Genomic DNA, 14,092 nt, shown 5'->3' on the forward strand with positions numbered 1-14,092 from the left:
CGGATATCCGATATCCGGCGGCTTTTTCGTTGCTGCCCGCTGCGGCGGGGCCTACCAGCTGGGCGTTTCCACCGCCGCAGGGGGCGGCGGGGGAGGAGCGAAGGTCTGGCTGGCCCAGCCGCTGCCCACCGCCCAGGCCACGCCGCCGGCGATAGCGGCGGCGGCCAGGAAGGCCACAGGACCGCCGCCCTGGGCCGAGCGGCTGTGGGCGGGCGCATCGTGCTTCCAGCCGGTGACCATGGGGGTGAGCAGGTCGTGCCGCTTCACCCGACGGTAGTAGGCCACCGCCAGCACGTGGACGACCACCAGGGCGATGAGCAGGTTGGACAGCAGCTTGTGCACGCCGGTGAGCCGGTTCGACAGCCCGGCATCAACCAGGGCGTAGAGATGGCCGGTGAAGGCGATGTCGTCGTTGGCGAACAGGCCAGTGCCCACCTGGACGCCCACCAGACCGAGCAGGGCCAGCACCGACAGAGCGCCCAGGGGATTGTGGCCGATGCCTTGCCACTGGCCGCGCAGGTAGCGAGCGATGGCGCCCGGGCCGGCGACGAACTGGCTGAAGCGGGCGTAGGTGGAGCCGATCACCCCCCAGATGAGGCGGAAGACCACCAGGCCGAGGATCAGCACGCCCAGGCGGCCGTGCCAGACGATCAGGTTGCCCCCGACCTGGCCGGTGATGAACGCCGCCGCGAAGGCGGCTAGCAGTAGCCAATGGAAAAGGCGGGTCGGCAGGTCCCATAGATAGATGCGTTGCGCACTCATCGGCCGGTTTCTCCCATGCAAAAGACGGTTCTGGGGGCTCAGTTTACCTCGAAGCCGGCGGTCGCCCCCGTGGAACATCCCGGGAACGCGGCTGCCCAATCACCTTGCACCACGCACCACATACAACGCGCAGCACGGCGATCCGACTGCCGGGCATGGCCAGGCATGGCGGACCAACCTCCACGCAGCTAATGAGGAACGTCATCATGAAAAGCATGCATTTGTACGGGCTGGCATTGGTCGGCCTACTGTCCCTGACCGCCTGCGCCACCCCCGGCGACACCATGGCGCCTGCCCGGATGCAGGGCCGCATGCTGGTCGGCGCCAACGGCATGACCCTCTATACCCTGGACAGGGACCCGGCGGACGGCTCGAAGAGCACCTGCATCGGCCCCTGCGCCACCAACTGGCCGCCGCTCTACGCCGAGGCCGGCGCCAAGCCCATGGGGGCCTGGACCCTGGTCACCCGCGACGACGGTCGCCAGCAATGGGCCTACAAGGGCAAGCCTCTGTACTACTGGAGCAAGGACAAGGCCCCCGGCGATGCCGGCGGCGAGGGCATGGCCAACGTCTGGCACGTGGCACGGTGACTTGCTGCCCAACGTGTGTCCAGGAGCAAGCTGCCTGAAGCGCGGCGCATGGCAATCATCACGGGGGTAGGGGAGCGGGGGGCCTGCTAGACTCCGGCTTTGCCTTCTGTTGGGAGAGGGCTTTTGCCCATAAGGGCCATTACCTTTCCTCCTTCGCCGCCGGATATGCCCGCCTCTTTTCGCCCCGCCGCTTCTTCCACTACTCCTCCGCTTGAAGCCTTGGCTCCCTTGGTCCGGGCTTTTTCTGCTGGACGCTACGATGAGGTGGTCGCCGGGGCACGGGGGCTGCTTGTCAGGGACGCCGGTAACGGTGTGCTCCACAAGCTGCTGGGTAGCGCCCTCCATGCCAAGGGAGAAGCTGCGGCAGCCGTGGATGCATTGCAGGCAGCTGCCCGCCTTCTTCCCGAAGATGCGCAGACGTTCAGCAACCTCGGCAATGCCCTGGCGGATTCCGGGCGTTTCGAAGAAGCGATGATGGCGCATCAACAGGCTATCGAACTGCAACCCCAAGCTTCTACTCACCGCTACAACCTCGGCTGTGCCTACCTGGCGTGGCAGCGCAAGACCGAGGCCCTGGAGCAGTTCTGGCTGGCGTTCGAGCGTGCCCCCGGGGACAGGAGCTTGGCCCAGCTTTGTCGTGAACTTGCGCTGGAATTGGGCGACACTGACCTGCAATTGGCATTCTGTCGTTTCAATGTCGCCTCCCTGCCGGATGACGATGCCGCCATGGGCATGCTGGGAGGCTTGCTGCTTCAGGCCGGCGAGGATGCTGAGGCGGAAAGCTGGTTGCAGAAGGCCGTCGATCTCAATCCAGGCAACGCATTGGCCTGGTCCAATCTGTCTGTCGCATTGCAGAACCGGACGGCTCTCAAAGAAGCCGTGGCTGCCGGCACCCGGGCCGTGGAACTGAAGCCGGAATGGGCCATGGTGCATAACAACCTGGGCACCGCCTTGCGTGAGGCCGGTGCGTTCGAGGAAGCGAAGGCGGTTTTCTTGCGTGCCCTGGAGCTCGATCCGGATTACGACCAGGCGTTCTATAACCTTGGCTGTGTCAGTGCGGATCTGGGCGACCAGGTTACGGCAAGAGGGGCCTTCATCGAGGCCGTGCAACGCACTCCCAGGGCTGACTGGCTGCTGCTGGCCGCCCATGCCTGCCGTCAGATGGTGGATTGGGAGGGGGCGGAGCTTCTCGAGGCGGCGATGGGCGAGCAGTTGGCCTCCGCCGATGCCCTGATGGCGCAGGGTGGGCTGCTTGTTTCTCCATTTGCATATCTCACGACTCCTGGAACCTCAGCCGGCGAACAGTTGCGGGTGGCACAGCATTTTGCTTCCTGTTGCGCACCGTCCACTACTTGTCCGCCGGTAGGGGGCGCGCACTTAACTTCCGGCAAGGCATTGCGCGTCGGCCTGCTTTCGTCGGATTTCCGCGATCATGCGACTGCACACCTGATGGTCGGCGTGCTGGAGGCACTCGATCCTGGTCGCTTCCAACTGGTTGCCTACGACTTCAGTCCGGACCAACCGGATGCCTATCGGCAGCGCCTCCGCCAGGTTATCCCGGAATGGGTCGATATCCGGGCCTTGTCCGATTCCCAGGTGGCGGACCGGATTCGTGCGGACCGGATCGATATCGCCATCGACCTCAAGGGATGGACGCAGGGGTATCGCGCCCCCGTCCTGGTGCAACGCCCGGCAGCGTTGCAGATGCAGTGGCTGGGCTTTCCGGGAACCATGGGAGCACCGTGGATCGATTACATCATTGCCGACCCGGTGGTCATTCCCGTCGGGGCCGAGGCTGGCTACTCCGAACGGATTCTCCGTCTGCCCCATTGCTACCAGCCCAACGATTGCCACCGAGAAATAGGCCAGAACCCTGGCCGCCGTGCGTTGGGATTGCCCGAGGATGCTTGGGTCCTGGCTGCGTTCCACCAGCCTTACAAGATTACCCGGGCGGTATTTTCACTGTGGATGCGCCTGCTGCAGCAGGTGCCTGACGCCGTGCTATGGCTGCTCGACCTGCCTTCTGTGGCCAAGTCTGCCCTGCTGCAGGCGGCGGCGGAGGCCGGTGTGGACGAAGGGCGTCTCATTTGGGCGGCGCGCATGCCACTGGCCGATCATCTGGGCAGGATGGCTTGCGCCGACCTTGCCCTGGATACCTCCCCGGTCAATGCCCACACCACGGCCAGCGACGCCCTGTGGGCTGGGGTTCCCCAAGCGGCCTGCTGCGGCGATACCTTCGTCTCCCGAGTATCCGCCAGCGTGGTACAAGCTGCCGGCCTGCCGGAACTGGTGGCCGAGGGGGAAGCGGCTTATGAGGCCATGTTGCTCGCCCTGGCCCGGAATAGGGCGCATCTTGCGCTCTTGAGGAACCGCCTGGCCAGCCAGCGTCTTACTTCTCCCTTGTTCGACAGCGCGGCATTTGCCAGCGCTTTTTCCCAAGGGCTCGAGCTAGCATGGCAGCGTTGCCAGCAAGGGCTACCGGCTGAACATCTGACTGTGTCGTGAGGTTGCGGGCGCCAGGAGGCTGACCGTCTCGAGCGGAGGTGTACCGCACCTTCCTATGCTGAACAGGCAAAGAAAAAGCCGCGCCATTGAGTGGCGCGGCTTTTTCTTTGGTGCAAGACCGGAAGGCTCAGACGCAGGCGCCGTCCTCGGTCATGTTGGGGTCCTTGGCCTTGGGGGGCTTGATGAACTGTTCGCGGGAGACGCCCAGCCACATCACCAGGGGGCTGGCCACCAGCACCGACGAGTAGATGCCGAAGCAGATGCCGATGGTCAGGGCCATGGCGAAGTAGTGCAGGGTCTCGCCGCCGAACACCAGCATCGACAGCACCATCATCTGGGTCGAACCGTGGGTGATGATGGTCCGGGAGATGGTGCTGGTGATGGCGTGGTCGAGCACCTGGGGAGTGGCCAGGCCGCGCACCTTCTTGAAGGTTTCGCGCACCCGGTCGAACACCACCACCGATTCGTTCACCGAGTAGCCCAGCACCGCCAGCACCGCCGCCAGCACCGAGAGGGAGAATTCCCACTGGAAGAAGGCGAAGAAGCCCAGGATGATCACCACGTCGTGCAGGTTGGCGATGATCGCCGAGACGGCAAAGCGCCACTCGAAGCGCACCGCCAGGTAGATGACGATGCCGACGATCACCAGCAGCAGGGCCAGGGCGCCGTTCTCGGCCAGTTCGCGGCCCACCTGGGGGCCGACGAACTCGACGCGGGAGAGGTTGGCGCCGGGCACGCCGGCGTTGAGCACGTCCATCACCTGCTGGCCGATCTGGGCGCTCTGCTGGTCGGACTTGAGCGGCAGGCGGATCAGCACGTCCTGGCTGGACCCGAAGTTCTGCACGGCGAAGTCCGAATAGCCGGCCTTGCCCAGGGCGCCACGGATGCCTTCCAGGTCGGCGGACTGCTCGTACTTGACCTCGATCAGGGTGCCGCCGGTGAATTCCACCGACAGGTGCAACCCGCGGTGGGCGAGAAAGAACACCGCCAGGGCGAAGGTGAGCAACGAGATGACGTTGAACACCAGCGCATGGCGCATGAAGGGGATGTCTTTCTTGATGCGGAAAAATTCCATGAGATCGTTCTCCCGGGCTTACTTGGCGACGGCGGTGGAGTTGCCGGGTTTCCACACCTGGCCGATATGCACCTTCTCCAGCTTCTTCTTGCGGCCGTACACCAGGTTGGTGATGGCGCGGGAGATGACCACGGAGCTGAAGATGGAGGTGAGGATGCCGAGGCAGTGCACCACGGCGAAGCCGCGCACCGGGCCGGAGCCGAAGATGAGCAGGGCCACGCCGGCGATCAGGGTGGTGACGTTGGAGTCGAGAATGGTCGCCCAGGCGCGCTCGTAGCCGGCGGCGATGGCCGACTGGGGCGGCAGCCCGGCGCGCAGTTCCTCGCGCACCCGCTCGTTGATCAGCACGTTGGCGTCGATGGCCATGCCCAGGGTCAGGGCGATGGCGGCGATGCCGGGCAGGGTCAGGGTGGCTTGCAGCAGCGACAGCAGGGCTACCAGCAGCAGCAGGTTGGAGGCCAGGGCGGTCACCGAGATCAGGCCGAACACCTGGTAGTACACGATCATGAATAGGGCGATGGCGGCGAAGCCCCACAGGGTGGAGTGGAAGCCCTTGCTGATGTTCTCGGCGCCCAGGGACGGGCCGATGGTCCGTTCCTCGACGATGTCCATCGGCGCGGCGAGGGAGCCGGCGCGCAGCAGCAGGGCGGTGTCGTTGGCTTCCTCGGTGCTCATGCGGCCGGAAATCTGCACCCGGCCGCCGCCGATTTCGGTGCGGATCACCGGGGCGGTGACCACTTCGCCCTTGCCCTTTTCAATGAGCAGGATGGCCATGCGCTTGCCCACGCTCTCCCGGGTGATGTCGCGGAAGATGCGGGCGCCGGCGGCGTCCAGGGTGAGGTGCACTGCGGGCTCGTGGGTCTGGCCGTCGAAGCCCGGCTGGGCGTCGGTGAGACGGTCGCCGGTCAGCACCACTTGCTTCTTCACCAGCAGCGGCAGGCCGCCGCGTTCCTTGTACAGCTCGGTGCCGAAAGGCACCTGGCCGGCCAGGGCGGCGTCCAGGGCGCCCGGGGTGTCGTCCACCATGCGGATTTCCAGGGTGGCGGTGCGGCCCAGGATGTCCTTGGCCTTGGCCGTGTCCTGCACGCCGGGCAGTTGCACGACGATGCGGTCGGCGCCCTGCTGCTGGATCACCGGTTCGGCCACGCCCAGCTCGTTGATCCGGTTGTGCAGGGTGGTGATGTTCTGCTTGAGGGCGAATTCCTGCAGGCGCTTGATGGCCTCGGGCTTGAGGGTAGCGGTCAGGGTCAGATCGCTGCCGCTGGTACCGTCGGCCAGGGTCAGATCCTGCTGGGCATCCTCGATGGCGCGGCGGCCGGCGGTGCGGGTGTCCTCGTCGCGGAAGCGGACGACCACCCGGTCGCCTTCCCGGTTGATGCCGGAATGGCGCACGTTCTTGTCGCGCAGCAGGGTGCGCAGGTCGGCGGCCAGGGAGTCCTGGCGCTTGGTCACGGCCCCCTTCATGTCCACCTGGAGCAGGAAGTGCACACCGCCGCGCAGGTCCAGGCCCAGGTACATGGGCAGGGCGTGCAGGCTGGTGAGCCACTGGGGCGAGGCGGAGAGCAGGTTCAGGGCCACCACGTACTGGGGGTCCTGGGGATCGGTGTTGAGGGCCTTCTCCAGGGCGTCCTTGGCCTTGAGCTGGGTATCGGTATCGGCCAGCCGGATCTTGACGCTGTTGGCGTCGAGCTGGATGCCGGTGGCGTTGAGACCCGCCGCCTTGACGATGTCCTGGACCTGGGCTTCGAGCCGGGCGTCGGGCTTGAGGGTGGCCTTGGCGGAGGACACCTGCACGGCGGGGGATTCGCCGAAGAAGTTGGGCAGGGTGTAAATGAGGCCCAGCAACAGGGCCACAGCCACCGTGATGTATTTCCAGAGCGGGTAGCGGTTCATGGTTTCAATGCGAGACAGGGAGCCGGCAGGAGGAGGGCGGGGAAGAAAGACGGGGGCGGCAAAAAAGCGAAAGGGGCGCTTGCGGCGCCCCCGGTTTCGTCCCGCTTACAGGGACTTCAGCGTGCCCTTGGGCAGCAGCACCTGCACGGCGCCTTTTTGCACCACCAGTTCGACGGGGCCGTCCTTGCCTTCGGACACTTCCAGGTGGATGTAGTTGTCGCCCACCTTGGCGATGCGACCGACGATGCCGCCCTGGGTCACCACTTCGTCACCCTTTTGCAGGGCTTCGACCATGGCCTTCTGTTCCTTGGCGCGCTTCATCTGGGGCCGGATCATCAGGAACCACAGCACGACGAACATCAGGATGATGGGCAGCAGCTGCATGAAGCTATCGGCGGGACCGGCCGGGGCGGCCGCGGTCTGGGCGTGGGCGAGGGAAATCAGCACTGGGGTTCTCCGATTCTGGTAATTGGCTAAAAGGTGGGGCCAGGCCGCGAAAATCGGGCCGGGCCGGCAAAAATTTAAGTCTGGAAGTGTATCACCGGCAGTGCCGGACCTTGATTAACCGTATGTAATTGGGGGCGGGCGGGCCGATTGCAAGGGGGCTGCGGCCGCGCGCCGCCAGCCGTCGTTTTACGCCGGTCCCCGGGACCGTTCCGCGGCGAAGCGGCGGCGGAAGTCGTCGTATTCACCGGCGGCGATGGCGGCGCGGATTTCCTCCATCAATACCTGGTAGTAGCGCAGGTTGTGGATGGTGTTGAGCATGGAACCGAGAATCTCGCCGGTGCGGAACAGGTGGTGCAGGTAGGCCCGGGAAAAATTGCGGCAGGCGTAGCAGTCGCAGGATTCGTCCAGGGGCCGGGTGTCCTCCCGGTAGCGGGCGTTCTTGATCTTGACGTCGCCGTAGCGGGTGAACAGGTGGCCGTTGCGGGCGTTGCGGGTGGGCATCACGCAGTCGAACATGTCGATGCCTTCGCCCACGGCGTACACGATGTCTTCCGGCGTGCCCACGCCCATCAGGTAGTGGGGCTTGTCCGCCGGTAGCTTCGGCGCCGTGTGGGCCAGGATGCGTTCCATGTCCTCCTTGGGTTCGCCCACCGACAGGCCGCCGATAGCGAAGCCGAAGAAGCCGATGTCTTGCAGGGCCGCCAGGGACTCGTCGCGCAGGTCCTCGTACATGCCGCCCTGGACGATGGCGAACAGGGTGTTGGGGTTCTCCTGGCGGTCGAATTCCTCCCGGGAACGCTTGGCCCAGCGCAGCGACAGGCGCATCGACTTGGCCGCCTCGTCGTGGCTGGCCGGGTAGGGGGTGCATTCGTCGAAGATCATGACGACGTCGGAGTTGAGCACCGTCTGGATGCGCATCGACTCCTCCGGAGTGAGGAACAGCTTGGCCCCGTCGATGGGCGAGGCGAACTTCACCCCTTCCTCGGTGATCTTGCGCAGGGCGCCCAGGGAGAACACCTGGAAGCCGCCGGAGTCGGTGAGGATCGGCTTTTCCCAGCCCATGAAGCCGTGCAGTCCGCCGTGGGCGCGCACCACCGCCAGCCCCGGGCGCAGCCACAGATGGAAGGTGTTGCCCAGGCAGATCTGGGCCTCGATGTCGCGCAGGGCCTGGGGCGTCATGGCCTTGACCGTGCCGTAGGTGCCCACCGGCATGAACACCGGGGTTTCCACCACCCCGTGGGGCAGGGTCAGGCGGCCCCGGCGGGCGCGGCCGTCGGTGGCGAGGAGTTCGAATTTCTTGTCGGACATGGGAGCGGAAAGACGGGGAAACTGGAAAAAATATCGGGCGAAGGCGGTGGTCTGCGCAGGGCGGGGCGAGTGGGCTGAACGGCTTACGCCCGGGGCGGGGCCGCCCGCTCCAGCAGCATGGCGTCGCCGTAGCTGAAGAAACGGTAGCGCTGCGCCACGGCGTGGGCGTAGGCGGCGCGGATGGTGTCGAACCCAGCCAGGGCCGCCACCAGCATCAGCAGGGTGGACTTGGGCAGGTGAAAGTTGGTGACCAGCCGGTCCACCACCCGGAACTTGTAGCCCGGGGTGATGAAAATGTCGGTTTCCGCGCCCCCGGCCGGCACCGTGCCGTCTTCCCGGCCGCCTTGCAGAGCGGCGGATTCCAGGGCGCGCAGGCTGGTGGTGCCCACCGCCACCACCCGGCCGCCCCGGGCGCGGGTCGCGGCGATGGCCTCGGCGGTGGCTGCGGGAATCTCGAAGCGCTCGCTGTGCATGTGATGGTCGGCGATGTTGCTTACCCGCACCGGCTGGAAGGTGCCGGCTCCCACGTGCAGGGTGAGGAAGGCCTGCTCCACCCCCATCGCCTTGAGCCGCCCCAGCAGGGCCTCGTCGAAGTGCAGCCCGGCGGTGGGGGCGGCCACCGCACCGGGGGCGCGGGCATAGACCGTCTGGTAGCGGGATTCGTCCTCGGCCTCGGCGCCGTGGGTGATGTAGGGGGGCAGGGGCAGGCGCCCGTGGGCCTCGGTCAGTTGCCAGAAATCCGGCCCGCCGTCGGGCAGTTCGAGGACGAAGAATTCCCCCTCCCGGCCGGTGACGGTGGCGCCGAAGCTGTTCTCCAGCAGCAGCCGGGTGCCCGGTTTGGGCGACTTGGAGGCGCGCACCTGGGCCAGGGCCCGGTGGGGCTCGGCGATGCGCTCCACCAGCACCTCCACCGCGCCGCCGCTGTCCTTGGCGCCGAAAAAGCGGGCCTTGATCACCCGGGTGTCGTTGAACACCAGCAGGTCGCCGGGGGCGAGGAGAGAGGGCAGGTCGGTAAAGCCCAGGTCGGTCAGGGCCGGCCCGGCCACGTGCAGCAGGCGGCTGGCGGTGCGCTCGGCGGCCGGGTGCTGGGCGATCAGCTCGGGCGGAAGGGGAAAATCGAAATCGTCGACGGTGAGGGACATACAAAAGTGCACGAAAAGGATGGGGTCGCGGCTTGCCGCCCGGGGCGGGATACTGGATAATCCGCCTCCTTGCCAGGCCCCGCGGGCCGTTGCCGGAACTCCGGCAGATGCGCCCCGCGTTGCAGGCCACCCATGCCGGGATGGCGGAATCGGTAGACGCAGCGGATTCAAAATCCGCCGCCGCAAGGTGTAAGGGTTCGAGTCCCTTTCCCGGCACCAAGCATCGAAACGTCGATGCAGAAAAACCGCGCACTATACCCCTAAATAGCTCATTAAATCAATGAGTTGTTTCGCTGCTTGGCTGCGTTGAGCACCTTCGGCGCATACCGTCCGGTGGCGCGCCCATTCCCTCCCGGTTCTGTCCATGGGCAGAGCAAATCGGCGGGGCTTTCCGCCCATTTCCCCTTCTCGTTAGTGCCGCTTTGCGCTGCCTTTAGCGCATGCGCAATGGTCAATGGTCTTCGCCAGACCGTTGTGGGCCGTTCACGTGCATCGAGCCCGCTGCGTCTGAGTACTGCCCCAAATACGGCGTTTGTCAGACGGATACGTCCATTGAGATAGGTCTGGCAATACCAATTGTATATGTCAAATAAATAAATTTGACTGTACCCTGGCCCGCAGGATTGGTATGTGCCTGCGAAAAGGGGACGTAGAGGACGTTTGATCGCCGGCACACGCCGATCCGACTGGAACATGCCTCCGGGCATTTCACTCACTCACATCAGTGGAGGTCGGAATGGACATCGATTTTCATTACTACGCAACCTACGCGGCGGCCCGCCTGGCGGGGCATGGGACGGATGAGGCGGTCGTGATCGCCCATGCCGCACAGTACGTGGATGATTCGACCATGGCGTATCTGGTCGATGGCAACGGCGCTTACTACATTTCGGATTTTCGGCCGGTTCCGACCGTCCATTCCACCGTCCCCGACCTGGCGGACTTCGAGGTGAATCCGCTGCGCTGGGGCGGGTCGTATCTGGACAATCTGCGCCAGGTCTGGTCGGCGTTTCATTTCCTGCCCGGTAACTACGGCGCAACGCCCGAGCAGAAGGTGTTCGAGGGGCCCCGCTCGACCTTGACGTGGCGCTTCGGCAAGGTCGAAGAGGACAGCTTCAAGATGCTGTGCCTCCCCAACAGCGGCTTGGCGGGCAAGATGGTCAACGACATCCGGGAACATCACCTGGGCCAGGACTATCTGCTTCATCTCACCGGCATCCGCATGCATGTCCTGGCCGACACCTGGGCCCACATGTTCTACACGGGATCGCCGGTCTGGTGCGTCAACGATGCCGCGGAGCAGGTGTTCAACATCGGGGCCGACGGCCGGGAAACCGAAGTCGTCTGGAAGCGTGCCTATTACAAGGACTGGAGCCAAAGCAACGCCGAACTCATCAACGACCTGATCCGAGGTGAGGAAGCGACGCCGCCGAGCCTGTTCGCCAATTCCGTCTGCTACCTGGGCCATGGCCGTATGGGCCATCTGCCCGACTATCCCTGGATGACCTACCGCTACAAGCCGATGTGGTCCAGCCAATGGATAGTCAAGAACAATCCGGATTGCTACGTGAAGGCGTTCAAGCAGATCACCTGGGCAATGCGCTGTATCCGGGCGAACACCATGTTCGATCCGCTGGATGCGGCCCAAGGCAGCGTGATCGACGCCGCCAAGGAAGCGGTCCTGCACGAGATACTGGTCATGCAGGGGGACGAGGCTGGCCGGGAGTCTGCCGAGCGGCGTTGCAAAATGTGGCAGAAGCGGCTTGCCGACCTGGGGCTCGACGTGCCTCCGGCCTACGATCCCGAGCGCTGGCTGGCGGGGTTCAAGAACGCTGGCGACAAGCGCAGCACCGACTATTACCGCTTCAATCGCTCGGCCCGGAGTCACCTCGATCTGGTGGCGTCCGTGGTGAAGCAGGACCTGGGGGTCACCATCGACACGGCGCAAGGCTGCGTTACCGTGCCCTTGCGTTTGCAGTCACCGACGGGTGCCTTCGTCGGCGTATTGCTGGCGACGGAACAGTACTATCCGCGCATGGATAGCAAGGGGGTAACGCTCGAATTCATCCTCGAGTCGGGGAGGACAGCGCTGGTTTCAGGCTGCAAGGTGCGAATCCGCACCACCGAAGCGGCGGCGGGCAAGTACTCCGAACTCGGCGCTTGGGCGACCCCGGCCCTTTACTATTACACCCCGGATTCCGATACCCAGAAACAGGGGTGGATCGTGCACAAGGTCGGCGGCAGCGATGGCGACATGATCGCCCCCGGCGATAGCATCCTGATCGAGAACATCAGTTACGGGCAGCAGAACATCCAGTGGTACGACTTCAATGATGGCTATCGCTATCTGACGACCGGAAAAGAGCAGCCGGAGCGGAGTCGCTGGATCGTGCGCCTGCCCGAGGCCGCCGAAGCCCAGGAGGATGCGCGCCACGGGCGGGAGCCGGCAGTCCTTGCCTTCGGCAACCGGTTCACCTTGCAGGCCAACAACGGTATCTACCTGGGAGCCATGAAGGAGGCCCCTTATGCCTTGACCACCCAGTACTACCCACGCCTTCTGGATTCGGCCATTTCCCTCATCTTCGAGAACCGCAGCGGAGCCAGCGACGGCACCCAGGCCGTCCGCGATGGCGGTGCTTTCTCCATCCGCACCACGGAATCGAGCACGGGAGACTACTGTTATCTCGGCGCCTGGGACACCACGGCCCTTTACTACTACAAGAAAAATTACGACCAAACCCGGCAGGGCTGGTCGATAGAGAAGCAGAGAGGCTCGCCGGGGGCCGAGTTGCGGGCGGGCGATGTGGTCCGCATTCGCAACCTGCACTACACGGACAAACCCTACCTGACGTATTACCAGCAGGAAGGCCAAGTCTGGTTGACCACCAAGGGCGTACAGAGCGGTGGTACCGATCCTCAGGTCGAATGGGTCATCCGCAAGGCGTGATGTCGAGCCCGCCGTTTCCCCCTGGAAAATCTCCAGGGGGAAATGGCCTGCATGAAGATTCGTGCCCCGCATGATCCGCGCGAGGTTCCCATCCAGTGAAACGATGGTGGGCGGAACCTGAAACAGAGGCTTACGAATTGGTTGCAAAACCGCCGTTGAAGCCGCACTGCCGCGCTCTTAACTTCTCACCGTGACGAAACGAAGGCGCGGCCTTGGCCGCGTGCTCCGCCCGATTCGGGCGTTTTGCGTGAAGGAGCGTGCGATGCGCAAGAACATTGTCGTAGGACTGCTGATGGCGCTGGCTGTCACCCTCGCCAGCGGCATGGCCCGGGCCGACGAGCCGAGCCTGCACCAGGTCTACCAGGCCGCCCAGTCGGGCAATCTGTCCCAGGCCCAGTCGATGATGCACGAGGTGCTGCAAGCCCACCCGGGCAGCGGCAAGGCCCATTACGTCGAGGCCGAACTGCTGGCCAAGCAGGGCCAGTTCGACAAGGCAAAGGCCGAACTGGCCACGGCGGAACGGCTGGCCCCGGGCCTGCCCTTCGCCAAGCCCGAAGCGGTGCAGAACCTCAAGGGATTGCTCGGTTCGTCGAACAAGGCCCGCACGGCATCGGCGGTGGTGCCGGTCCAGTCCATGGCATCACCGGCGGCGGGTGGCGCGTCCTTTCCCTGGGGGCTCGTGGCCGGCGGATTCGGCCTGATCGCCTTCATCGTCCTGGCGACCCGCCTGATGGCGAGCCGGGGCGGCCTGGCGCCGAACGGCGGCGGCTACGTTCCCTCCGGCGCCCCACAACCGGCGGGGACGGGCATGGGCTATGGCTACGGCCCGGGAGCCGCGCCTTACGGTGCGCCGGGGTATGGCCCGGTCGGCCCGGCCGAACCCGGCCTCGGCTCGCGGATGATGGGCGGCCTGGCTACCGGCGCGGCCCTGGGCGCCGGCGTGGTGGCGGGCGAAGCCCTGATGCACCGCTTCATCGACGGACGGGAGGGCGCCGCCCATGAAGGCGTGGTCCGCAATCCGGCCGACATCGGTTCCACCTTCCAGGACACCTATTTCAACGACCTGGGCGGCAACGACTTCGGCGTCAACGACACCTCGTCCTGGGACGATGGCGGGAGCGACGGCGGCAGCGACTGGAACTGACCGGGACTGATCTTTCGGCCTGGTGCAATGCCAGGCCGATTTCAGCGGTGCGAAGAGGCGGGCGCAAGTCCGCCTCTTCGTCATTGCGGTGCTTCCGCTCGCAATGGATGGCCCTTCGGTGGTGGCGGTGGGGCCGATACATGGCTTGCCACTGGTTGCCCGGCCTCCTGGGGCGTGCGATGCTCTTATCATCGCCGCGGCGATGCCTTGGGCATGTCCAAAATGCCGTGGAGCCGGATGCATATCCGGTGCCTGGTGGTTTCGGGGGCGGCATGCGCC

At 65.2% G+C, this 14,092-nt stretch carries 10 protein-coding genes and 1 tRNA gene; 5 read left to right on the plus strand and 6 right to left on the minus strand.

The features are described 5' to 3' along the window. Positions 1-51 precede the first annotated feature (51 nt). Positions 52-762, minus strand: coding sequence for a cytochrome b/b6 domain-containing protein (locus V7Z98_RS06960; RefSeq protein WP_334157461.1), 711 nt, complete (start codon positions 760-762; stop codon positions 52-54). A 206-nt stretch (positions 763-968) separates the two neighbouring features. On the opposite strand from V7Z98_RS06960, the gene V7Z98_RS06965 reads away from it, so the two are divergent. Together V7Z98_RS06965 and V7Z98_RS06970 are read left to right on the plus strand one after the other, a co-directional pair. After that, positions 969-1,352 carry a COG4315 family predicted lipoprotein gene (locus V7Z98_RS06965; protein WP_334157462.1) on the plus strand — a complete coding sequence of 128 codons (384 nt, stop codon included), beginning with the start codon at positions 969-971 and terminating at the stop codon, positions 1,350-1,352. A 312-nt stretch (positions 1,353-1,664) separates the two neighbouring features. Then, positions 1,665-3,857: a tetratricopeptide repeat protein gene (locus V7Z98_RS06970; RefSeq protein ID WP_334157463.1), complete on the plus strand. Its 2,193-nt coding sequence runs from the start codon at positions 1,665-1,667 to the stop codon at positions 3,855-3,857. 127 nt (positions 3,858-3,984) lie between these two features. On the opposite strand, the gene secF is transcribed toward V7Z98_RS06970, so the two are convergent. The 5 genes from secF to queA form a co-directional block, all read right to left on the minus strand. Next, complete coding sequence (secF, locus tag V7Z98_RS06975) at positions 3,985-4,932, minus strand: protein translocase subunit SecF (protein ID WP_293263733.1); 948 nt, start codon at positions 4,930-4,932, stop codon at positions 3,985-3,987. A gap of 18 nt (positions 4,933-4,950) precedes the next feature. After that, positions 4,951-6,825 carry a protein translocase subunit SecD gene (secD, locus tag V7Z98_RS06980; RefSeq protein WP_293263734.1) on the minus strand — a complete coding sequence of 625 codons (1,875 nt, stop codon included), beginning with the start codon at positions 6,823-6,825 and terminating at the stop codon, positions 4,951-4,953. A 105-nt stretch (positions 6,826-6,930) separates the two neighbouring features. After that, the gene (gene yajC / locus V7Z98_RS06985) at positions 6,931-7,272 is read right to left on the minus strand and encodes a preprotein translocase subunit YajC (protein ID WP_293263735.1); all 342 of its coding nucleotides are present in this window, start codon (positions 7,270-7,272) and stop codon (positions 6,931-6,933) included. Between the two features lie 186 nt (positions 7,273-7,458). Next, a complete protein-coding gene (gene tgt / locus V7Z98_RS06990; RefSeq protein ID WP_293263736.1) occupies positions 7,459-8,580 on the minus strand; it encodes a tRNA guanosine(34) transglycosylase Tgt in 1,122 nt (373 codons plus the stop codon). 83 nt (positions 8,581-8,663) lie between these two features. Next, complete coding sequence (gene queA, locus V7Z98_RS06995; protein ID WP_334157464.1) at positions 8,664-9,722, minus strand: tRNA preQ1(34) S-adenosylmethionine ribosyltransferase-isomerase QueA; 1,059 nt, start codon at positions 9,720-9,722, stop codon at positions 8,664-8,666. 134 nt (positions 9,723-9,856) lie between these two features. Between queA and V7Z98_RS07000 the strand changes: the two genes are divergently transcribed. From V7Z98_RS07000 to V7Z98_RS07010, 3 genes are all read left to right on the plus strand, one after another. Continuing rightward, positions 9,857-9,941, plus strand: a tRNA-Leu gene (locus V7Z98_RS07000). Positions 9,942-10,458: 517 nt separating this feature from the next. Beyond that, positions 10,459-12,669, plus strand: coding sequence for a DUF6765 family protein (locus V7Z98_RS07005; protein WP_334157465.1), 2,211 nt, complete (start codon positions 10,459-10,461; stop codon positions 12,667-12,669). 262 nt (positions 12,670-12,931) lie between these two features. Next, positions 12,932-13,813, plus strand: coding sequence for a tetratricopeptide repeat protein (locus V7Z98_RS07010; RefSeq protein ID WP_334157466.1), 882 nt, complete (start codon positions 12,932-12,934; stop codon positions 13,811-13,813). Positions 13,814-14,092: the final 279 nt, after the last annotated feature.

Source organism: Oryzomicrobium sp., assembly GCF_036820405.1.
Taxonomy (GTDB): Bacteria; Pseudomonadota; Gammaproteobacteria; order Burkholderiales; family Rhodocyclaceae; genus Oryzomicrobium.